Annotated in this window: 20 protein-coding genes; 12 read left to right on the top strand and 8 right to left on the bottom strand. The window is 70.6% G+C overall.

Annotation, left to right across the window (positions count from 1 at the left end; translation table 11 throughout):
• Positions 1 to 92: 92 nt before the first annotated feature.
• The gene (locus tag RM704_RS36270; protein WP_311592147.1) at positions 93 to 296 is read right to left on the bottom strand and encodes a hypothetical protein; all 204 of its coding nucleotides are present in this window, start codon (positions 294 to 296) and stop codon (positions 93 to 95) included.
• 539 nt (positions 297 to 835) lie between these two features.
• On the opposite strand from RM704_RS36270, the gene RM704_RS36265 reads away from it, so the two are divergent.
• The 3 genes from RM704_RS36265 to RM704_RS36255 are packed head-to-tail and all read left to right on the top strand — an operon-like array spanning position 836 to position 4864.
• Entirely contained in the window at positions 836 to 2989 is a 2154-nt protein-coding gene (locus RM704_RS36265) for a helix-turn-helix domain-containing protein (RefSeq protein WP_033531170.1), read from the top strand.
• Between the two features lie 4 nt (positions 2990 to 2993).
• Positions 2994 to 3989, top strand: a complete 996-nt coding sequence (locus RM704_RS36260) for a hypothetical protein (protein ID WP_033531171.1) — start codon at positions 2994 to 2996, stop codon at positions 3987 to 3989.
• The gene (locus RM704_RS36255; protein WP_033531172.1) at positions 3986 to 4864 is read left to right on the top strand and encodes a DUF6339 family protein; all 879 of its coding nucleotides are present in this window, start codon (positions 3986 to 3988) and stop codon (positions 4862 to 4864) included. The genes RM704_RS36260 and RM704_RS36255 overlap by 4 nt, the downstream gene beginning before the upstream one ends.
• 10 nt (positions 4865 to 4874) lie before the next feature.
• On the opposite strand, the gene RM704_RS36250 is transcribed toward RM704_RS36255, so the two are convergent.
• From RM704_RS36250 to RM704_RS36230, 5 genes are all read right to left on the bottom strand, one after another.
• Positions 4875 to 6416: a DNA cytosine methyltransferase gene (locus tag RM704_RS36250; protein WP_078937414.1), complete on the bottom strand. Its 1542-nt coding sequence runs from the start codon at positions 6414 to 6416 to the stop codon at positions 4875 to 4877.
• A complete protein-coding gene (locus tag RM704_RS36245) occupies positions 6413 to 7420 on the bottom strand; it encodes a DNA cytosine methyltransferase (RefSeq protein WP_033531174.1) in 1008 nt (335 codons plus the stop codon). The genes RM704_RS36250 and RM704_RS36245 overlap by 4 nt, the downstream gene beginning before the upstream one ends.
• Positions 7417 to 7830 (bottom strand): very short patch repair endonuclease, encoded by a 414-nt coding sequence (locus RM704_RS36240; RefSeq protein ID WP_052146457.1) that lies wholly within the window; start codon positions 7828 to 7830, stop codon positions 7417 to 7419. Before RM704_RS36240 ends, RM704_RS36245 begins: the two co-directional genes overlap by 4 nt.
• Before the next feature lie 334 nt (positions 7831 to 8164).
• Positions 8165 to 9175 (bottom strand): SEC-C domain-containing protein, encoded by a 1011-nt coding sequence (locus RM704_RS36235; protein ID WP_033531176.1) that lies wholly within the window; start codon positions 9173 to 9175, stop codon positions 8165 to 8167.
• 108 nt (positions 9176 to 9283) lie between these two features.
• Complete coding sequence (locus RM704_RS36230) at positions 9284 to 10846, bottom strand: glycoside hydrolase (protein ID WP_033531177.1); 1563 nt, start codon at positions 10844 to 10846, stop codon at positions 9284 to 9286.
• 172 nt (positions 10847 to 11018) lie between these two features.
• Here RM704_RS36230 and RM704_RS36225 point away from each other — a divergent pair, with 172 nt between their 5' ends.
• From RM704_RS36225 to RM704_RS36210, 4 genes are all read left to right on the top strand, one after another.
• Positions 11019 to 11672, top strand: coding sequence for a class E sortase (locus tag RM704_RS36225; RefSeq protein ID WP_033531178.1), 654 nt, complete (start codon positions 11019 to 11021; stop codon positions 11670 to 11672).
• 106 nt (positions 11673 to 11778) lie between these two features.
• Positions 11779 to 12054, top strand: coding sequence for a DUF6412 domain-containing protein (locus RM704_RS36220; RefSeq protein WP_311592185.1), 276 nt, complete (start codon positions 11779 to 11781; stop codon positions 12052 to 12054).
• A gap of 162 nt (positions 12055 to 12216) precedes the next feature.
• The gene (locus RM704_RS36215) at positions 12217 to 12996 is read left to right on the top strand and encodes a YidC/Oxa1 family membrane protein insertase (protein WP_033531180.1); all 780 of its coding nucleotides are present in this window, start codon (positions 12217 to 12219) and stop codon (positions 12994 to 12996) included.
• A gap of 263 nt (positions 12997 to 13259) precedes the next feature.
• Positions 13260 to 14117 (top strand): fumarylacetoacetate hydrolase family protein, encoded by an 858-nt coding sequence (locus RM704_RS36210; protein WP_033531181.1) that lies wholly within the window; start codon positions 13260 to 13262, stop codon positions 14115 to 14117.
• A 90-nt stretch (positions 14118 to 14207) separates the two neighbouring features.
• Here RM704_RS36210 and RM704_RS36205 read toward each other — a convergent pair whose 3' ends face one another.
• Positions 14208 to 14729: a heme-degrading domain-containing protein gene (locus RM704_RS36205; RefSeq protein WP_192829821.1), complete on the bottom strand. Its 522-nt coding sequence runs from the start codon at positions 14727 to 14729 to the stop codon at positions 14208 to 14210.
• Positions 14730 to 14779: 50 nt separating this feature from the next.
• A complete protein-coding gene (locus tag RM704_RS36200) occupies positions 14780 to 15865 on the bottom strand; it encodes a Gfo/Idh/MocA family oxidoreductase (RefSeq protein ID WP_033531378.1) in 1086 nt (361 codons plus the stop codon).
• Positions 15866 to 16122: 257 nt separating this feature from the next.
• On the opposite strand from RM704_RS36200, the gene RM704_RS36195 reads away from it, so the two are divergent.
• From RM704_RS36195 to RM704_RS36175, 5 genes are all read left to right on the top strand, one after another.
• Positions 16123 to 17406 (top strand): ROK family transcriptional regulator, encoded by a 1284-nt coding sequence (locus RM704_RS36195; protein ID WP_033531182.1) that lies wholly within the window; start codon positions 16123 to 16125, stop codon positions 17404 to 17406.
• Between the two features lie 377 nt (positions 17407 to 17783).
• Positions 17784 to 18680, top strand: a complete 897-nt coding sequence (locus RM704_RS36190; protein WP_033531379.1) for a hypothetical protein — start codon at positions 17784 to 17786, stop codon at positions 18678 to 18680.
• Between the two features lie 187 nt (positions 18681 to 18867).
• Positions 18868 to 19647, top strand: coding sequence for an HAD-IIA family hydrolase (locus RM704_RS36185; protein WP_033531183.1), 780 nt, complete (start codon positions 18868 to 18870; stop codon positions 19645 to 19647).
• A gap of 131 nt (positions 19648 to 19778) precedes the next feature.
• Positions 19779 to 20630, top strand: coding sequence for a hypothetical protein (locus tag RM704_RS36180; protein WP_033531184.1), 852 nt, complete (start codon positions 19779 to 19781; stop codon positions 20628 to 20630).
• A 135-nt stretch (positions 20631 to 20765) separates the two neighbouring features.
• Positions 20766 to 21392 carry a class F sortase gene (locus tag RM704_RS36175; RefSeq protein ID WP_052146458.1) on the top strand — a complete coding sequence of 209 codons (627 nt, stop codon included), beginning with the start codon at positions 20766 to 20768 and terminating at the stop codon, positions 21390 to 21392.
• Positions 21393 to 21745: the final 353 nt, after the last annotated feature.

The raw sequence follows: 21745 nt of genomic DNA, 5'->3' as shown, positions 1-21745 counted from the left end.
CGCAGAATTCCCGCCGTTGGCATGTCTGTGCTGGTGAAGGCGGCAGGCGTATGCTTCGAAGGTCTCCCGCCGCACGGTGGATGCGGAGAAGGTCAGTCCGAGGAAGAGGTGTCGTCGTCCGGCGGTTCGGTACAGTCCCTCAGCTCCGGAAACCTTGCCAGGAATTCCTCCTCGCACGGGTGCCCTCTCAGCAGGTCAGCTGCAGCCTTGGGTTCGATGCTTCCCATGGCGATGGCCGAGTTGAGTGCACTCAAACCACGCTGCGAATCCAAGTCGTGACTGTTGTACTCGTCCATAATCAGGTCCCCCTGTCGCATCGGCCGCGCAGGGGTGCATAAAGGCACAATCGACCCCTCGTGGAAATGGGTGTGAAAATCTCGGGAAAACTTTCCGCTACGAAAAGCAGATTAGCAGGAGCCTGGTCGCCCTGACTAGACGTCAGAACGATGAGGGGGACGCTTGCTTGAGCCTCGATCTGGAGCCGTGAACTCTGCTTCTCGGCCGATTTTGGACACACTTCTGACAGGGCCGCCTGGCGTACTCGAATTTTCGAGCTTCCGGGCGAGACGAGAGCTATGCCGTCCATAAAATCCTATCGGATGACGAACCTGGGGGTCAAGCCAACTGCCCCTCGCTCATTCGGAATTGAACCCTCCGCATGTGTGACTCCGCCCAAAGAGTGGGAAAATCGGGCAATCTAACCCATCGGTCTTGGTGATCCTGGGCTCGGACTCCGATCAACTTTTGGTTGACAGCTTCCATCGCGTCAAATTAGCCTCCTGGTCGGTCGTCAGCGCGTTGCAGGCGGCTCCTAGGGGAAGTGCAGGTGGCACGGTTGGACACAGGCGAAGAGTTCGGGCCCTGGTTGGCCCGTCAGCTCAAGCTCGCGGGGAAGACGCAGGCCGAACTGGCCCAGGAACTCAAGCTGACCCGGGCAGCCATCTCCGCGTGGATCACCGGGAGGTCGACCCCACGCCCGACCGTCATGGTGGAGATCGCCAAGGCGCTCGGCACCGACGTCGGCACGGTGCACACCCGTACCACCGACACCCAGGCCGGTCTGCCGGTCACCTGGTACCACCGACCCGGATACCCGGACGGCGGCCGTGAACTGGGCAACGCCGCGGCCTTCGCCTTCGACGCCGACGTGCAGGTGCTCGCCCGAGAGACGTGCCAGAACAGCCTCGACGAACGTCTCACCCAAAACGGCCGACCTGTCAGGGTCCGCTACACCCTGCACGAGCTGACCGGCGAGACGCTCGACGCCTTCCGTGAGGCGATCCTCTGGAACGACCTCTTCCCGCACTACTCCGCGGTATCGGAGGGGGCGGGAAGCCAGAAGGTCGGCCGGGTCGTGGACGCCGGAGTGCGCGACATGTACGAGAAGGGCCGCCTGGTCCTGCTGCGTGTCGACGACTACAACGCGTCGGGGCTCACCGGAGACGACTACGAGGACGGCAAGTTCGCCGCCGTGGTCAGGCGGCAACTGGAGAGCCTCAAGTCGGGGCACAGCGCGGGTGGTTCGTACGGCTTGGGCAAGGCGACCCTGTGGGCCACGAGCGCCCTGGGACTCGTACTGATCAACTCCACTCTGTCCGAGCCCCATGAGGGACGCACGGAACGACGGGTCATCGGGCGTCTCGAACTGCCCTGGCGCAAGGTGGACGGGGAGTCGTACGCGGGCCCCGCCTGGTTCGGGCGCCCCGATCCCGACTCTCCCGGCGCGAGGGTCGCCCGCTCCTGGTGGGCGGACGAGGAGACTGTCGCTCGACTGCATCTTGCCCGGGAGAGCGACGAACCCGGCACTTCCTTCCTCATCGTCGGCGCGCACGACGTGGCCAGCCTGGAAGAGAACGGGGTCGATGCCGACGACGAGGCGCTGGACGAGGAGAACGCCGAGGACACGCGAGACATCCGCAGGATGCACCGACGCCTGGTCGAGGCGCTGGGCCGCGACTTCTGGGCCGCGATGACCGCTGGGGGCAACCGGCTACCCCTGCTGGAGGTATCGGTCCGTGCCCTTCGCAACGGCGAAGTGGTCGTACCGGAGAAGCAGGTCGACCCGGCCGCCGAGCAGCCCGCACGGACCCGCGCCCTGCGCGCGCACTACGAGGGCACCACCGTGGACAGGCTCGTCGAGGCCGGCCAGGTGGTGGCGCGAAACGTACCGCTGAAGCTACCGCTGTCCGGAGGTGCCAGAGGCACTCTCGGGACACACCAAGCGGTCCTGCTGGTCACCGACCTGGTCAACGACGCCGAGAGCGCAGACGGGGCGAAGAACCAGGTGCATTCGCTACGGGGCAACCGTATGACGGTCAAGACGGCCGGGGTCCCGAACCTGCCGCTCGGCACCAACCCGTTCCAGGCCGTACTGCTCGTGGGCGAGGCAGCCGGCGAAGCCGCGCCCTTCGCGAAGGAGGCGGAGGAGTTCCTGCGTGCGGCAGAACCGCCCGAGCACGATCGATGGGGGCAGACCGAGGAGTTGACCCTGCGGTGGTCACCCTCCGCGTACCGGCGGATCAACGCGCTGACCGCCGAGGTCAACAGTGCGGTGAGGGAACTCGTCGCGCGGCCGAAGCGCGGCAACCGCGAAGGCGGTGAGGCTCTGCGCAAGGCGTTGACGGTGAAGCCCAAGCCCAAGGCCAAGGCGCCTTCCGGGCCGGTGGTTCCGTTCCTGGACGGGCTCGAGGCGACGGTCGGCGACGACGGGGAGTGGCGGATCAGCGCGGAGGTGAGCATCCCGCGTGGTGACGAGATCGTTCCGATGGTGCCGGTCGCCCAACTCGACGTGCGTTCGGGCGGACGCCCGAAACTGGACTGGGCCGAGCTGGTGGCTGTCGAGGGCTGTGAGGTGGAGGACGGAATCCTCCGTTTCGCACCCGGCACCCGTCGCGCGAAGTTCAGAGGATCCACCGACGTGACCAGCCACCCGGTCAGGACCGCGCTCACGCGTCTCGTTCTCGAACTCCGCGCCGGAAAGGGGGAATGAGCGCGTGAAGATCTACCCGTACAAGCGGCTCAACCGGCCGGTCGTCCTCAGGGTGACCTCGGTGTCCCTCAAGCTCGCCGACGGCACCCGCGACCAACTGGAGACCACCGCCTACTCCACCCAGCAGCAGACGGTCGCACTCGGCATCGCCGGCCACACCGACTGGGTGAGCGCCACGGTCGGCCTCTCGGCCACGCTGCCGCCCGGGGCGAACGCGCCGGACGCCGCCTGGTCCGACCTGAAGGTCCTCGCCGTTCTGACGGACGGCGAGACCAATGTCCGCACCTCTGTGCCCCTCGCACGGGACTCGGAGGACGGTCGTGACTGGTCGGGCTCCCTGGACGTGTTCCGAGACGATCACGTGGGTCGGGCCTCCCTCGCCGTGTACGCCGTCGGGACGGTGGACGAGGTGCGCGGTCGGTCGATCGCGGAGACCGACCGGAGCTGGATCGTCGACACAGTCTCTGACGAGCCGGTTCGCGGCCTCCAACTGGACGTTCAGAAAGCCTCGTTCAAGAAGAGTGCCCGGGAGTGGTTGCAGGCGTACGCGGACGCTCCCTGGATAGTGGACACCTCGACCAGAGTTCCCACCGTGTTCGTGAACACGGACGTCGAGGGAGTCATAGGGCTGTTGGACAGCAACGGCTCCGGAGTGGACAGCAAGGTGCGTGACCTCCTGGTCGCCCAGATGGCCACCGATGTCTGGACTGCGGTGTTCCACGGCGCCATCGGTGGTCTGGAGGTCGAACCCGGGGGCGGTCCGGTGTTCCCGACCGACTGGCAGGGCGAGGTGCTGCGGGAGATGCTCCCGGACGTCATCCCCGGCGTGCACGTCGAGGAGGCCCTACGACAGGTGCATCGACGACGCACCGGCGAATCGGGCTGGGTGGAGCTCCAGACCCGCATCCACTATGCGGCGGTGCGCCGTGCAGATGCCTCCAAGGCTCTCGCCTACGCCATCCGCAGTCTGGAACAGATGAACAGGGAGAGCGAGACGTGATCACCGCACCGAGCTACGTTCCGGAGCGCTTGGCGCTGCTCGCCACCTCGGCCGTCGACCCGTTCCTCACCGAGGAACTGCTGAGAGGCGAACAGGTGCACGGTGGCATCGATCTCGCCAAGGTCGTCGAGCCGCTCTCCGAGGACGACGCCAGGTGGTCGGTCGAGCCGATCCAAAGTCTGGTGGAAGACGCCATGTTCAAGTTCCGGGCGGACCGGACCCGAGCCGACGCGTGGCTGGCGCCACGGCTCCATGCCACGCTGCGCCTGACGCGGCGGGAGGCGGCGGACAGGCGGCTGTGGAACCACCTCGCCCTGGCGGTCGCCCCCGACTATGTCGCCTGGCGTCACCTGTCGGAGCCGACAGCGAGCAGGCCGGAAAGGCGCATCGCCGCGGAGCGTTTCCGAGGTCCTGCGGACCGGCAGTGCTTCTCACGGCTCTGGTGGGCCGCTGAGCTCTTCCGGAACGGGCCGGACTACGAGCCGGTCGAGGCAGCCTGCGGAAACCAGGACCTCATCCACACCGTTCTCCGCATGGAGCTGATCGACCACCGCCCCACGGCCCAGGCCCTGGTCCGACTTCTGCAGAACGGACAGATCACCGGCGGGCGGGAGATCAACGGCCTCAGCACCGCGATCAACGCGGCCGGAGCGACGCTGATCTACGACGTCCTCGCGCCGGACGAACCCAGGGACCCCTCACGTCTGCGGGAGTGGATCGCGGAGGCGGGATCGGCGTTGCCCGTCGGGCGACACGAACTTCCGACAGGACCCGACGAGGATCCAGCCCCGGAGGATTCCGTGGCCAAGCTCACCAGCTACTTCGCCGATCTCTTCGAGACGGCCCCGGTCAGAGGCCGAACGTCCCAGGGCTGACCACGACGTGTCACCTGCCGGTGAGCGGGTGTCCTTTCAGACCGCGGTGCCGGTGGATCTCCACCGGTTCCGCGGGCCGGCTCCAGGTCAGGAGCTTCTTGACGGCCCGCTTCATCCTGACCTCGATCTCGTCGTCGCTGAGTTCGGGTTCCAGCACGTGCCGGAGGATGTGCAGGGCGAGCCTGGGCGGCACGGCGTTGCCGATCTGCTGCGACACGTCGTTGCCTCGCCAGGGGTACTCGACGGGAAACGTCTGGAGCACCCCCGCTTCGCCGGGCGTGAAACGGTCGTGCTCGGCAAGATCGTCGTCGGTGCCTTTGTGGACCAGGCGGTTGCGGGACACCTTGCCGGTGATCGTGGCGGAAGGGGCGTCGTGGTCACGTCGACCGCGCGCCTCGGGGTCCCCACCGGTCCCGTAGTTCGAGACGACGGTGTACGCGGGCCGCGTCGGCAGATCCTTCTTGATGACTCGCGCCGCCTTCAGCGCCTTCTCCATGGAGACGCAAGGATCCTTCACGTCCCCCAGGGGGAGAGTCTCCGCGTGGCCGGTCTTCGGCGACTGGACGGAGAGGCCGCCCGGCCGATAACGCTCGTGGGTCGTGGGTACTTTGGTGAGGAGATCGGTGGGGAGCGTGTTCGGGGCAGCGGTCGGATCGAAACGGGCCATCAGCACCGCGCGCCGTCGAGTCTGCGGTACGCCGAACTCCTCGGTGTGCATCAGCTGTCTACCGGTCCTGTAACCGAGGGACGCCAGTACCTTGGCGTACTCCTTCCACACCGGCATCACCGCGGGCACCTGCTCCAGGATCACGGCTTCATAGGGAACCAGGCCAGGTCGCCTGCTCCGCTCGATCACCCACCACAGAGGTTGCAGGACCAAGCCGGTCCGCTCGTCGCCCAACTCCTCGAGCTGGAGCCTGAGCTTGGTGAGTTCTTCGCTCAGATCGCTGAACTCCTTGAGCAGGCCCTTGAGTTCGGCATCGGAAAAATCGAGGATCTGCGGGGTCTTGAGTTGCTTCAGAAGGCCCTTGACCTCGTTCGTCGAGTGTCCGAGGTGTTCCAGCCTGGTTCTCAGGGCCTTGCGCTTCGTGGTCCTGAGCTCCTCGACCTCACGCTTCGCCGCTCTGACTGCCTTGGCCTCGATCTCCTTCCGCCGGAGTTCCTCCGTGATCTTCCGCCAGGTCCGGAAGATCTCGGTCCAGCTCGGGTTCTCTCGGCGCACGACCTTGTGCAACTGCTCGATGTGGCGCACCACTTGGTCCAGCGCCCTGCGGCCCGCCCCGTGCCCGGCGACTGTGAAGGTCTGGCAAGGAGGCCCACCGGTAAGGACCTGAGCATGAGGGAAAAAGGCCGCGCGGTACTGCCGGACATCGCCCTGGAAAGTGTCCATCCCCGCAGCGCTGCGGGTGGCGCATGCTCCCGCGTCCCATTCGATGCCGGTGATCTGATGCCCCAGAACATCTGCCGCCACATCCAGCCCGCCAGGCCCCGCAAAAAGGTCCAAAATGCGGAAACGCGCAGGTGAGGAGTGTTCCTCTTCGATGTGGCTCATGGGTGGGAAGTGTAGCCGGCGTTCGAGAGTGGCGCCTTCAGCAATGCCTCGGCCACCGCTCGTCCCAGTGCCGCGCCCACGGCCGGTGGTGCGGCATTGCCCACCTGGCGGTAGCGGGCGGTCTTGCCGCCGGCGAAATGCCAGTCCTCGGGAAAGCCTTGGAGCAGGGCGGTCTGGTCCACAGTGATCCGCACCAGTCCGTCGTCGCCGAGCGAGGGATCCCATTCGAAGTCGGGACCGGGAGGCTCGTTCCCGAACGACTTGGTGTAGACCCCCATTCGCTGCCACTTGGCCTTCGTGCCGCTGGGGCCGAAGTCCGGTCCTCCATGTGTCTTGGACCCGCCTACCAAGGTCGGCGCCACGCTCGTCGCCTGGGCCGCCCATCGGTCGGCGCCTTGCCAGCCGCAGGAGCGCATCGACGACACCAGCGCCTCGCCGACCGACATGTGCTCCAGGACGGTGGGCCGAGGAGGACGGAAAGCGCTCGACCACTGCTGTTTGAGGGCCACCAGGACGCCTTGTCTGCGGTCCTGAGGGACTCCGAAGTCGGCGGCGTTCACGATGAACCAGGTCAGTTCGTAGCCGAGATGCTCCAGCTCCTCGTGGAGGAAGTCACGTATCGGCGCGAAGGCGTCCTCGTCGACCAGGGTGGGGACGTTCTCGATGATCAACGCACGGGGTTGGACGGCGTGGAGCAGATACGCGGTCGCCTCGATGAGGCGGAGCTCGGTGTCCGACGATCGGCGCGTCACCGTCGCGCTGGACTTCACTCTGGGAAGGCCGGCTGTCAGCAGGTCGACGTCGTACACCTCCGGGTGGTCGACAGGGTCGAATTCGAGGAGATCGGTCTCCAGCACGTTCCACTGCGGCCGGTTGGCCTTGAGTGTGTCGCAGGCGTACCGCTCGACGTCCAGCAGGAGCCGAGGCGTGAATCCCGCCTGTTCCAGGCCCAGTGCCAAGCCGCCCGCCCCCGAGCACACATCGACGAACGTCAAACCGTTCACTGAACCTTCCCCCCAGCTCGTTTTCCCCCGACAACCGCACGTCGCCGCTGCACCGCCCCCGCGATGCTCAGGGCCACGGCTTCGGGAGCCTCATGCTCCCAGAACCGCAGGACCTCCCACCCGGCGGCCACCAGATGCGCGGTGGTTTCCGCGTCACGAGCCATGTTCCGGTCCAGCTTCTGCCGCCACCACTCTGCGTTCGACTTCGGCTGCGTCGCGTGTTCAGGGCAGCCGTGCCAGAAGCAGCCGTCGATCAGGACGGCCAGCCTGACCGACGTGAAGGCCACGTCGATACGGCGCCGGGCCATGCCGGGCACCGGATATTCGACGCGGTAACGCAGCCCGCCGGCGTGGAGCAGACGACGGACCGCCAGCTCGGCGGCGGTGTCTTTGCTGGCTTGCCTGCTCATGCGTGCCGAGACGGCCGGCGACAACGGCTTCATGGTGCTCAAGGCGGCTGCGCCTCACGATCTACGCTCGGACCGGTCGAACTCCGAGTCCGCAGGGCCCGATCTGTCGAGCTGTTGGACTACGGCTGCGGTTCGATTCCATCACAGGGGCGGGGCCGACCGCACCGGGTCCTGGCGACCTTGTCCATGGCCAGCGGCGTTGCCCGGGCGCCGTAGGGCCACTCGCTTCCCGGCGGTGTCGGGAGAAGCGAGCGAGTGGCCCGGGGGTAGGTGGTCCAGGTCGGGTCAGGTGAGGTCGGCTGGTTGTCGGGCGGGGACGACCCCGGTCCGAGGTCTACTCGCCGTGGCACCCCTCGTAAGCCTGCCCCGAGCCGCACCAGCACGCGCTCCCCCTCTGCGGCGGCCAAGCCACAGCCAACCCCCGCGCCGCCAGCGTCGTCGCGTACTGGGGGAGGAGTGTCGTGTCGTCGGGGGACGCGCCCTCCGACGCCGCGAACGCCTCGTACGACGGGACCGTGCCCGTGACGATGCCCAGGTTCGGGGTGCCGGAGGCCGACAGTTCCCGGAGTGAGGCCTCTATCGTCGCCAGGTGTTCCTCGTGGGACGGGTACTCGGCGGTCAGGCCGGGGTAGGCCGACACGAGTTCCGACAGCTCGGCCGCCGGCCAGTGCAGGACCGCCACCGGGAACGGGCGGGACAGGGCCTCCCGGTAGGCGCCCAGTTCCGCTCGCAGGCGGGAGATCTCGGCCTGCAGTTCCGCCGGGTTGTCCGAGCCCAGGGACCAGACGCGTTTCGGGTCGTGGAGTTCGTCCAGGGAGATCGAGGACGAGTGGAGGGTGTCCGCCACGGCGTCCCACTTGTCGTGCGTCGCGCCCAGCATGCGGCGCACCCGGTGGCGGCCGAAGAGCAGCGGGCGCGTCGCGTACGGGGGCTCCTGGACGTCCGTCAGGAGGAGGGTCACGGCGGACGTGAAGGTGTCCAGGGCCGCTTCGAGTTCGTCGTGGGCCTCCAGGGCCTCCGCCACGATCACCCAGGGGGCCGGGTCGCGCGGAGCGGACGCGCGGACTCCGTCGATGATCGCGCGGGCCTCGGCCTCGTGGCCGTACTCCCAGAGGTTGGCGGCTTTCAGCGCGCGTACGAGGTGGGGGTTGTCGAGAGGGGCGGACGACGACAGCAGGCGGTCGTAGAGGGCTGTCGCGGTGGGGCGGTCGCCGGCCAGTTCCCGGTGGGCCGCGGCCTGCAGGAGCAGGTGCTCGGCGTCCTCCGGGTAGAGGTCGGCGGTCCGCTCCAGGCGTGCCGCTTCGGCGTTGTGGTCGACGTTCTCGGCAGGCGTGTCGGGGCGCATGGACGACACCGTACTGCCGATGGGGGGACGGAGGGGGGTGGAGGTGAGGCGCGGGTGGAGGTGGGAGGGGGCAGGCCCTGGGCGCGCTCGCTCCCACCTCCTCCGCGTCTAGATCGTCACCCCGTCGATCTGCAGCGTCTGCACCGCCCCGGCGGCGAACGGGACCGCCACCGACTTGCCGTTCAGGCGGGTGTCCGAGTAGGCGCGGTAGCGGTCGGTGCCGCCCGAGGTGTGGGTGTTCCAGCGGGGGACCAGGCCGTTCGTGCCGCCGGTCACCGTCGTGAAGCCCGAGAGGTTGAAGGTGAAGGTCTGGGCGGTGGTGGCGGTGTTGATCGCCACGATCACCAGGCGCCTCGCCGCCGCGTCGTACGCCGCCGCCGTGTAGCTGGAGCCCGCGTCCAGGATCGTCATGCCGGGGCGGATGTGGCGGCTGAACTGGGCCATCACGTAGTACTTGGTCTGGACCGTGGTGGGCTGCAGCGTGTTCGCGTCGTAGGCGATCATCGCCCAGCCCGCCGTCGGGTCCATGACCTGCCAGTAGACCCAGGCCGTGGGGTGCAGCCAGCGGAAGTCGTAACAGAGGTTGCGGGCGAGGGTCCAGCCCGTGCCGTCGCTGTCGCCCGTCTCCGAGTTCCAGAGTTTCTTGCCCGACGTCGTGACCACGTCCGTGTAGAGGAGGTCGCGGCGGCCGCCCGCGCCCTGGTAGCCGTGTACGTTCACCTGGCTGACCAGGGCTTTCGTCGAGGAGCCGAACGAGGCCCAGGTGGAGCGGGCCGTGTCGTAGTTCGTTTCGTCGGAGGCCGCGATGCGGACCGACGTCAGGCCGCGTGCGTCCAACTCGCTGCGCATGTACGGGAGTACGGCCGCCTGGACCGCCGGGTCCATGTGGCAGCCCTCCTGCGTGCCGGTCGCCGTCCACCAGGAGGCCGCCGGTTCGTTGAAGGGGTCGACCGTCGCGAAGTTCACGCCCCAGTTGTTCTTCGCGTACAGGGCCGTCGCCGCCAGGTGCGAGGCGTGCTGGCGGTAGTTCCAGGTCTGGAGGTTGTTGCCGCCGCCGGAGGCGCCCGAGGGGTTGTGGTTGGAGCACATCCACCACATGGGGGAGTTCGCGAAGAGTTCGGTGGTGGCGCCCCGGGCCACCGCCTTCGTCAGGGCCGCGCGCTGGTTCGCGTCCGCCGTCCAGTCCCAGGCCGAGGAGGCCGGGTTCTCGTTGGTGTAGTCCTGCCAGAAGCCCTCGATCTGCTTGAAGGCGGGGATGTTGGGGGACTCCACCATCGACTCGCCGTTGACCGAGTTCCAACTGCAGGCGCCGAGGTTGTAGCGGGCGATGTTCATGCCCAGGCCGGGCAGGGCGGTGCCGTTGTACGTCGTCGTCTTCGTGGTGAACCACAGGTCGGCGAAGTCGTCCCGGGCGCCGAAGACATTGGCCCACCAGGCGAGCGAGGTGCCCCAGCCCTCCCAGGTGCCGTACTTGGTGGCCGGGTTGATGGCGATCGTCGCGTCCGCGCTCGCCGTGCCGGTGCCGAGGGCGGTGCCGACGACCGCGCCGCCGGCCGCCGCCAGGAGCGCTCTGCGGCCGAAGGCCGCCGGGGGGCCCGGGGTCCTTTCGGGCGTCGGGGACTCCGCCGTGGGTCTCGGCCGGTCGTTCGTGGGGTCGGGGGATGCAGTCATGTCAGCTCCGGGGGATGCGGGTGCCGCGGGGAGGGGAAGGAGACGGACGGGGAGCGGTCGCCTTCCGAACTGCCGAGTGGGGACATCGGAAGAGTCAGGGGTGAGTGGTGAGGTTGTCGAGAGGTGTGACAGCGCTTTCTGCTATTTCTTTCAGGGGTTGTGAGAAGGGGAGATGAAAGTCCCCGGGGCGGTGTCGGGCCGCGTTCGTCCGCTCTGGGTCGCCGCGGAGTGCGCCGTCACCCTCGGGCTCGTCCTCCTCCTCTTCGTCGCCCATCAGCTGTGGTGGACCAACCGGCAGGCCCAGCAGGGAGCGGCCCGGGAGGTGGCCGCGCTGGAGCGGGCGTGGGCGCGGGGAGCCGCCGTGGGCCCGGGGTCCGACGGGGCCCACGCCGTCCTCGTCATCCCCCGTCTCCGGCTCCGCGCGCCCGTCGTCGAAGGGGTCGGCCGGGCGGAGGTCCTCGACAAGGGGTACGTCGGGCACTACCCGGGGACCGCGCGGCCGGGGCGGCCCGGCAACCTCGCGCTCGCCGGGCACCGCACCACCCACGGCGAGCCCTTCCGCCACCTCGACCGGCTCGAAGTCGGCGACGAGGTCCGCGTCGAGACGCGTGACGCGGTCCACACCTACGTCGTCGACAGCACGCTGCCGCAGACCGCGCCCGGCGACGGCGGGGTCCTGCGGCCCGTCCCGCGCAGCGACGTGCGGCCGTCGTACGGGTATCGCGAGCGCGGCCACTACCTCACGCTCACCACCTGCACGCCCGCGTACACCTCCACGTACCGGCTCGTGGTCTGGGGGAAGCTGCGCTCGGTGCGCCTCAGATGAGAGCATGTGTGCGAGTGCCGTCGTCCGACGGCCCGCAGCCACACACCGGACTGGTCGGGGAGGGGAAGCCGTGATCCGTCGCTGGGTCGGCCTTCGCCCCGCCGCGATGCTGCTGCTGCTCCTCTTCGAGGTCGCCGTCCTCGACACCGGCACGCTCTCCGCCGCCGTCGCCTTCGCCGCGACCGCCGCGGCCGGCTCCGCGTTCGCCGCCTGCGCGCTGATCGCCTCGCGCTGCGCGCCCGTCGTACCGCGTACGCGCGTCCGTACGGCCATCCGGGACCGTGAGCGACGTACGGCGTTCCTGCCCCAACGCGATCCCGACGCACGCGGGCGTACGCGCCCTCGCGCGCCCGGACGCGCCCTCCTGACGGCCACCGCGTAGGGCACCCCGAGTCACACCGCCTCCACTTTCACTTTCACTTCCTCCGGCTGAGATCTCTCTCCGCCGGCTGAGGCCTGTGCTCCGCACGCGGGCCGTCGCGCCGAGTCCGGTCATCCGACCCCTGCTCACCGGCACGACGAGACCCCTGGAGGGCTCACACCCATGTCCGTTTTCGCCGACCTTGTCGCGCACCTCGCCGATCTGCTGCACCCGCTGTTCCACGCCTCCGCGACCGCCGTCGCGATCGTCCTGTTCACGGCGCTCGTACGACTGCTCGTGCACCCCCTGTCGCGGGCGGCGGCGCGCGGGCAGCGCGCGCGGGTCGCGTTGCAGCCGCAGATCGCGGAGCTGCGGAAGAAGCACGCGAAGAACCCCGAGAAGCTGCAGAAGGCACTGCTGGAGCTGCACACGAAGGAGAAGGTGTCACCGCTGTCCGGCTGCCTGCCCAGCCTCTGCCAGCTGCCGGCCTTCTTCCTGCTCTACCACCTGTTCTCCAACACCACGATCGGCGGCGACACCAACGCCCTCCTCACCCACCGGCTCTTCGCCGCCCCGCTCGGCGACCGCTGGTTCGACGCGCTCGGCGAGGGCGGGATGTTCGGGCCGCAGGGTCTCGTCTACGTGGGGTTGTTCGTGATCGTCGCCGCTGTCGCGACCTTCAACTTCTGGCGTACGAAGCGGATGCTGGCGGCGGGTACGGCGGGGATGCCCGCCGTGTCGGACGAGCAGCTGCCCGGGATGGCGGCGGGGATGGGGGCGGTCAGCAAGTTCATGCCGTTCATGTCCTTCTTCACCCTGGTCAGCGTGGCGGTGGTGCCACTGGCGGCCGCGCTGTACGTGGTGACCAGCACGACGTGGAGCGCGGTGGAGCGGGCGCTGCTCTATCCCCTGCCCTCCGCCGGGGACGCCCCCGGTACGTCGACGGCGGCCGCCACTCGGTAGGCCGGCGAGCCTGGACGGTGGTGGTGGCGTGGCGGTGGCGGTGGCGCGACGGAGGGGGCGGTGGCGACGGCGCGGCTCGGGCCGAGGGCCGGGCGACCGGTTCACGGTCGCCCGGACGGTCGCCCGGTTCACGGTCGCCCGGTTCACGGTCCAGTCCGTGAACCGGCTCTTGCGGAGTGGACCGTGACCTTGGACGATCGACCAGTCCTCCGATGGCTGCACCCATCGGTCGGGCGCGGCGGACGATCGAGGGAGAGACGACCATGAAGCTGCTGCGAGTCGGTACGGCGGGTGCGGAGCGGCCCGCGCTGCTCGACGCCGAGGGGGTCCTGCGGGACCTCTCGGAGGTCGTGCCGGACATCGACGGCGCGCTGCTCGCGGACGAGGCGGCGCTCGGGCGGGTACGCGAGGCGGCCGAGGCCGGTTCGCTGCCCGTCCTGGACACGGCGGGGCTGCGGATCGGGCCGCCGCTCGCCCGGATCGGCAAGATCGTCTGCATCGGGCTCAACTACCACGACCACGCGCGCGAGACGGGTGCCGAGCCGCCCGCCGAGCCGGTGATCTTCTTCAAGGCGGCGGACACGGTCGTCGGCCCCCACGACACGGTGCTCGTGCCGCGCGGGTCGACGAAGACCGACTGGGAGGTCGAACTCGCCGTCGTCATCGGGCGCACCGCGCGGTACGTCGAGTCGCGTGAGGCGGCCCTGGAGCACGTCGCCGGGTACGCCGTCTCCCACGACGTGTCCGAGCGGGAGTTCCAGCTGGAACGCGGGGGGACGTGGGACAAGGGCAAGAACTGCGAGACGTTCAACCCGTTGGGCCCGTGGCTGGTGACCGCCGACGAGGTGCCGGACCCGCAGAAGCTGGGGCTTCGGCTGTGGGTCAACGGAGAGTTGAAGCAGGACGGCACGACCGGGGAGCAGATCTTCGCGGTGAGTGAAGTCGTGCGGTACGTCAGCCAGTTCATGACGCTGTACCCCGGGGACGTCATCAATACGGGGACGCCGGCGGGCGTGGCGCTGGGGGAGCCCGAGCCGAAGCCGTTCCTGAAGGCCGGGGACGTCGTGGAACTGGAGATCGACGGGCTCGGGCGGCAACGGCAGGAGTTCAGGAACGCGTGAGGGGCGGGGGACTGCGGTTCGTCGGCGGCCGCGGGTTCGGTGTGGCTCGTCGCGTCGCGCAGTCCCCCGCGCCCCTTGGGGGCCGGGCGGTTACATGGCGCCCTTGAAGCGTTCCAGGGCCTCCACCACCATCGCGTGGTCCTCCAGTTGGGGGAGACCTGAGACCGTTACCGTGCCGATCACGCCTGCTCCCTCGACCGCCAGGGGGAAGGAACCGCCGTGCGCGGCGTACCGGTCGGGGTCCAGGCGCGAGGAGTCCTCGAAGGTCGTGCCCTTGGCGCGGAAGCGGGCACCGACGAGGTAGGAGGAGCCGGCGTAGCGCTCCACGACCCGTCGTTTGCGGTCGATCCAGGCGTCGTTGTCCGCGGTCGAGCCGGGGAGGGCCGCGTGGAAGAGCTGCTGGGGGCCGCGGCGGATGTCGACGGCCACGGGGGCGTTCCGCTCGCGGGCCAGCTCCACGAGCAGGGAGCCCAGGGCCCAGGCGTCCTCGTGGGTGAAGCGGGGGAGCACCAAGTGGCGCTCCTGGGCTTCCAGTTCCTCGATGGTCGGGGTGACTGGGGTGACTTGGGTGGCCGGGAACGTCGGGGCGACTGGGGCGGGCGAGGCGTCCATCTCGTCCGTGGGGGGTATCGCGTCCGTGGTGGGTAGCGCGTCGTCGGTCGTCACAGCCGCACCGCCAGGCCCTCGCTCGCCGACTTCCGGGCCGCCTCCAGCACGTCCAGCGCGGCGGCGGCCTCGTGCGCCGTGACCGGGTTGGCGCCCGTGCCGCGCAGGGCGGCGGCCACGGCCGTGTAGTACGCGGGGTAGTCACCGGGGCGGGTCGGGACGGGGCGGCCGCCGCCGGTCAGGGGGGAGTCGCCGGCGCCGACACGGCCCCAGAGGTCCTCGGGCTCCTGGCCCCAGGGGGCGCCGGGGGTGGGGCGCTCGCCCTCGCGGAGGGCCGCTTCCTGAGGGTCGAGGCCGTACTTGACGTAGCCCGCCTCGGAGCCCAGCACGCGGAAGCGCGGGCCGAGTTGGGGGGTGACGGCGGAGGCGTAGAAGTGGGAGCGGACGCCGTTCGCGTGCGTCACGGCGATGAAGGTGTCGTCGTCCGTCTCGGCGCCGGGGCGGCGCAGGTCGGACTCGGCGTACACCAGGGTGGCGGGGCCGAAGAGGGTGAGGGCCTGGTCCACGACGTGGCTGCCCAGGTCGTAGAGGAGACCTCCGATCTCTGCGGGGTCGCCGGACTCGCGCCAGCCACCCTTCAGTTGGGGGCGCCAGCGTTCGAAGCGGGACTCGAAGCGGCGGACCTCGCCCAGTTCGCCGTCGGCGAGGAGGCCGCGGAGGGTCAGGAAATCGTTGTCCCAGCGGCGGTTCTGGAAGACGGACAGGAGCAGGCCGCGCGAGTCCGCGAGGGCGGCCAGCTCGCGCGCCTCTGCCGCCGTACCGGCCACGGGCTTGTCGACGACGACCGCGAGGCCCGCCTCCAGGGCGGCGGTGGCGACCGGGACGTGCGTCTTGTTCGGGGAGGCGACGACGACCAGGTCCAGCTCGTCCGCCCGGGCCCACAGCTCGTCCGCCGTGGCCGCGAACCGTACGTCCGGGAACTCGGCGCGGGCCTGTGCCTGTCGCTCCGGGTTCGACGTGACGACCGTGTCGAGGGCCAGGCCCTCCGTCGCGGCGATCAGCGGGGCGTGGAAGACGGAGCCGGCGAGGCCGTAGCCGACGACGGCGACGCGGAAGGGCCTGTCTGTGCTGGTGCCTGTCATGACACCCACTTAAGCAACGCTGTTGCCAAAGTGCAAGCGCGAGGGACAATGGGGGTGTGGACGGCAAAGGGATCGGTGACGGGTTCGGCGACGGCGGCGGCAACGGCGACGGCATCGGTCGAGGGCGCGAGAACGGTGACGGGAACGGCGGCGGTAATGGCGTTGGGAACGGCGTCGGTAATGGGAACGGGAACGGCGTCGGCAGTGGGGCCGGTAACGGGAGCGGGAACGGGGTCGGCCTCGGGCGTACCCCCGGGGTGGCCGGGGTGAATCTGCTCGCGCTGCGCAGTCACAACGGGGCGGTGGTTCTGGATCTGCTGCGCAGGGCCGGGGCGGCCGGGATAAGCCGGCTGGAGCTGGCCGATCGGACCGGGCTCACGCCGCAGGCAGTCAGCAAGATCACTGCCAGGCTGCGCGCGGACGGGCTGGTGACGGAGGCGGGGTACCGGGCATCCACCGGCGGCAAGCCGCGCACCGTACTGCGGCTCGTGCCCGACGCCGGGCACGCGGTCGGCCTCCACCTCGACCGCGACGAGCTGAGGGCCGTGCTCTGCGATCTGACCGGCGCGGTGGTCGCCCGGCGACAGGCCCCGCTGGACCTGGGTGCCGGGGCGGACAACGTGGTCGAGGGCGCGGCGCGCGAGGTGGAGGCGCTGTTGGCCGCAGCGAGTGAAGGGCCGGGTGGGGCGAGCGCCGGTTATCGGGGCGGTACCGGGGGCGGTGCGGTTCCCCGGCCCGGGTACGGGGCGGGCTACGGGTCCGAGTCGTTCGAGTCAGGTGGCGGTGCTGGTGGCGGTGGCAGTGGCGGTGCCGGTCCCGACGCGACTTCCGCCGCCGACGCGGCTTCCGCCCCCGAGCCTCACCGGCCCCCTCTCCTCCCCGTCCTCGGTGTCGGAGTCGCCCTGCCCGGGCCTCTCGATCATCTGCACGGTGTGCTGCACCGGGTCACCGGGTTCCCCGAGTGGGACGGGTTTCCGTTGCGGGCGGCGCTGGCGCGGCGGCTGGGGGTGCCGGTGGTGGTGGACAAGGACACCAACGCGGCGGCCCTGGGGCTCGCGGCGACCGCGGGGGCGCACGGGTCCTTCGCCTACCTCCACCTCGGTACGGGACTGGGCGCCGGGCTCGTGATCAACGGGGCCGTCCACCGGGGTGCCCGGACCCGGGCCGGGGAGTTCGGGCACCAGGTCGTCCAGCTGGACGGGCCGCTGTGCGAGTGCGGGAACCGGGGGTGCGTCGAGGCGCTGTGCCTCGCCGCGGTGGCGCGGGGGGACGTGGAGGAGGCGGCGCGCGTGCTCGGGACGGCGGTCGCCAACCTCGTGGGGCTCCTCGACATCGAGCTCGTGCTGCTGGGCGGGCGCACGATCGAGGCCCGGCCCGAGGTGTTCGTGCGGGGCGTCGGGTTCGTGCTCGACGAGTGGGCTCGGCTGCAGGGGGAGGATCCGGCTGTGCCGGTGCGCATTGCCGGGGGTGGGGCGTCGGGGGTGGCGGAGGGGGCGGCTCAGTTGCTGCTCGCGCCGTTGTTCGGGCGGGAGGACGGGTGAGATGGGGGCGGGGCCCGGGGGCCCCGGGAGCCCCGGTGGGCGGGGGCGCCGGTGCGCGGGGGCGCCGGGTCGGTGGGCGGCTGCGGGTTGTGTGGGGTTGCTCGCGCAGTTCCCCGCGCCCCTAAAAGATGGGGCGGGCCCCGGCCTTGAGGTGGCCCCGGTTTTGCGCGCACTTGAGAGCCAGGCATGCTCAGGCTGCACGCTTCCCGCGCGGCTGAGAGCGATGCACGGTGCCCGCCGCCCCCTGAGACCGGTCGTCCCCCGTGTCCTGAGCGAGTCGGCGGCTGCGCTGATCGAGCGGAGATTGCGGCCTGATCCCATGGCCCCGGGGCGTGGCGGGGCTTCCCCGCGCGGGTGAGTGGCATGGTCATGTGTTCATGCGACTGTGTACGTGCCTGACCCTTGCCCTAGCCGCCGCAGGCGCGCTCGTCAGTGGTCCCGCGGCGGCGGCGCCCGCGCCCGAGGCGGACCCGCGGCGGCCCAGTTGCGTGGGTGACGACAGCGGCGCCTTCCCCATCCGGACCCGTATCCGCGGCGGCCCCCCCACCTACGTCGCCGGCGGCGGCTTCCACACCTGGGCGGTGGAGCTCACCAACACCACCTCCCGGACCTGCGGGAACATCCACCCGGTGGTCGTGCTGGTCGACGACGCGCGCACCCTGAAGCGGACACAGCCGCAGCTGGAGTTCTACGACGACGCCGAGGACACCACCTCCCGGCCGGTGACCTTCGAACGGACCGACGCGGACGAACTGGTCGGCGTGCTCGGCGGGGACGGTGACGGCGGCGGAACCGGCTTCACCGTGCCGCCCGGCCGCACCCTCGCCGTCAAGGTCCGCCTCTCCCTCACCTCCGACGCGGCCGTGCCGAACGAGGTCGTGGCGAAGGCGGCCGTGGTCGAGCGACGTGGTGACGACGGCGCGTGGGTGGGGGAGTCGAACGACTACCGCTTCCGGATCACCGACGGGGAGGACGGGGAGGACGGGGAGGAGGAGGGGGCGGAGGCCGACCAGGACGGCGGCGGCGCGGCGAAGGAAGGCGGTGGCGCGGTGAAAGAGGGCGGTGGCGCGGCGAAGGAGGGCGGCGGCGAGGCGAAAGACGGCGGTGGCGCGGCGAAAGAGGGCGGCGGCGCGGCCGTACCCGCCGAGCGGCGGCCGTACCCCGACGAACTGGCCGCCTCGGGCATGCGCGCCGCCCTCCCCTACGTGACCGGCCTCCTGCTCCTGGCCGTCGGCGGCCTCCTGACGGCGACGGTCCGCAGACGAGCCCGTTGACCGCCACGCCGCCCCCTGCCCCCTGGCCCCCGCCCCCCACACCCCCGCTGACCTGAAGCAACCCCGGTCTCAGCGGCCAAGATCGGCCTCCTCTTTTCGGCCAGGGCTCACTAGGGTGGGGCGGACCCCGACGTACGGATGTACGGACGTACGGCAGGTATCGACAGAGGCCGGCAGGAGATCGCACATGGCAGAGCGCAAGCCCATCGAGTCGTGGCTCACCGACATGGACGGGGTGCTCATCCATGAGGGCGTGCCGATTCCCGGCGCCGACGCCTTCATAAAGAAGCTCCGCGACTCCGGCCGCCCCTTCCTGGTGCTCACCAACAACTCGATCTACACCCCGCGCGACCTGCACGCCCGTCTCTCTCGCATGGGCCTGGACGTGCCCGTGGAGAACATCTGGACCTCCGCCCTGGCGACCGCCCAGTTCCTGGACGACCAGCGGCCCGGCGGCACGGCGTACGTCATCGGCGAGGCGGGCCTGACGACCGCGCTGCACGACATCGGGTACGTCCTCACCGACCACGAGCCCGACTACGTGGTCCTCGGCGAGACCCGCACCTACTCCTTCGAGGCCATGACGAAGGCGGTTCGGCTGATCAACGACGGAGCCCGGTTCATCGCCACCAACCCGGACGAGACCGGCCCCTCGGCCGAGGGCGCGCTGCCCGCGACCGGAGCGGTGGCCGCGCTGATCACCAAGGCGACCGGGAAGAAGCCCTACTTCGCGGGCAAGCCCAATCCCCTGATGATGCGCACCGGCCTGAACACGATCGGCGCGCACTCCGAGACCAGCGCGATGATCGGCGACCGTATGGACACGGACGTCCTCGCGGGCATCGAGGCCGGGATGGAGACCTTCCTCGTTCTCACCGGTCTGACGACCCCCGAGCAGATCGAGAAGTTCCCCTACCGCCCCTCGACGGTCGTGAACTCGATCGCGGATCTCGTGGACCGCGTCTGATCCTCGGGCGGGGCCGCCGAGTCGCTCGGCCCGGATAAACCCCCTGACACCCGTACGGAGCAGCAGGGGCGCCTCCCCGGATGCGTCCCGGCGTCCGCCGGGGGAGTCTCGGGTGTGTCTGGAGGTTCACCATGGGCTCAGTACGAGTCACTCTCTGTGCCGGAGCGGTGGTCGCGACGGCGCTGGCCGCGTGGGCGCCCTCGGCTCACGCGACGGACTCGGGGAACGTCTCGGGGAACGTCTCGGTGGTGCCGGCCTCACCGGTCCCCGGCACCGACATCCAGGTGCGGGCCAGGGGCTGCGGCGGGAGGACGGGAACGGCCGCCTCGACCGCGTTCGTCACGGACGCGCGGCTCACCCAGATCACCGGCAGGACCCCCGGCACGCTCGCCGGGGAGACCCGCGTCCGCTCCTCGCTCGATCCCGGCACCTACGAGGTACGGGTCACCTGCGACGGCAGGCAGGACAAGATCACGAGCGCGATCAGGGTCGGCGGCGGGAAGCCCACGACGGGCACGAGACCCCCGAAGGGTACGAAACCCCCGACGGCCATGCCGTCGCGATCCGGCCCGTCGCGATCCGGCCCGGTGCGAACCGGCCCGGCGCGGCCCGGCCCGGCGTCGACCGAATCGCAGTCGACCGAATCGCCGCCGTCGGCCGAACCGTCGGCCGAGCGGCCGGCCGGCGAGCGACCGGTGGGCGAGCGGTCGGTGGGCGAGCGGTCGGCCGACCGGCGGCCCTCGTCCCCCTCCTCCCCGGTCGCCCCCGTCCGCGCGGGCGGCGGCGGAGCGGCGGCCCAGCTCGCGGCGGCCGATCCGGTGGACGCGCGGGGTTCGGACGACCCGGCCAACTCCACGGACGACGCCCGGCACACCGGTCCCGGCGCCCGCCACGCGGTGGTCGGCCTGGTCCTCGCCGGGGTCGCGGCGGTGGCGGTCGTGGCGCGTGGCGCGCGCCGGGGCCGCGATCGCCGCACGGAGTAGGGGGTCACCGTGTACGGACGGGACCATCTCGACAAGATCAGCGGCAACGCCGGCGGCAACGACAAAGACAAAGACAACGACAACGGTGGCGAAGGCCGGTTCGGCGGCGGGACCGGCGGCGGGACCGGTCGCGTCATCGCCGGTGTCGCGTGGGCCGTGCTGCTGCTCGGGCTGTGGCTGTGGGGCCGCGAGGTCACCGGCGTACGGCCGGGCACCTCCGCGCCGACGACCGGTGACGTGGCCGCCGTGGGGCGGCCCGCCCAGGCCGAACTGCCGCCCGCCGCCGAGCCGTTGAGCGGTGCGCGGCCGCAGCGGCTGGACATCCCCTCGATGGGCGTGCAGGCGCCGGTGGTGGCACGCGGCCTCGACCGGGACGGGGCGGTCGAACCGCCGTCCTACGCCCAGCCGGGCGTCGTCGGCTGGTACGCCGGCGGTGCGCGTCCCGGCGCGACGGGTGCCGCGTTGTTCGTCGGGCACGTCGACACCGAGACCAGGCCGGCCGTCTTCTACAAGCTGAGCGCGCTGCGCGTCGGCGAGAAGATCCGGGTGGCCCGCAGCGACGGCCGGATGGCCGAGTTCACCGTGGACGACGTCCAGGTCATGGGCCGCGACGAGTTCGACGCCCGACAGGCCTACGGCGTACGGCAGTCCGGGCGCGCCGAACTCCGACTCGTCACCTGCGGCGGCACCTTCGACAAGGCGAGCCGCACCTACACGGCGAATGTCGTCGTCAACGCCTACCTGAGCGGAACGGGACCCTGACCGACGCAGTGCCTTGCGAGCCCAACCGAACTCCGGTCGTACGCAAGGGACTTTGACCTGAAAGTGACCAACGCGGCGGCCTCGGTGGTACGCCCCCCCGGCACCGCGTGCACCGCGTGCACCGCGTGCTCCCGGCCCGGTCGGCGACCCGCTCCCCCCGGGGCCGCCGACCGGGCCGGTCCTCGACCGCGAGTGCTCGGGCCGCGGGAGTGACCCGGCGCCGGCGCGGGAGGTCCAGGGGTGAGGAGCCCTCGGAGGGGGTGACGGGCCGGTGGCGTGGGCCGTTCGACTGCGACTCTGGAGCGGGGGGACGTCACCGGCCAGAGGTTGTTTGACGCCAAGTCGACAGGCCG

Origin of the sequence: Streptomyces gottesmaniae, from assembly GCF_031845845.1 — a bacterium.
Classification (GTDB): domain Bacteria; phylum Actinomycetota; class Actinomycetes; order Streptomycetales; family Streptomycetaceae; genus Streptomyces; species Streptomyces akebiae.
This window is presented reverse-complemented; position numbering and strand designations above follow the sequence as displayed.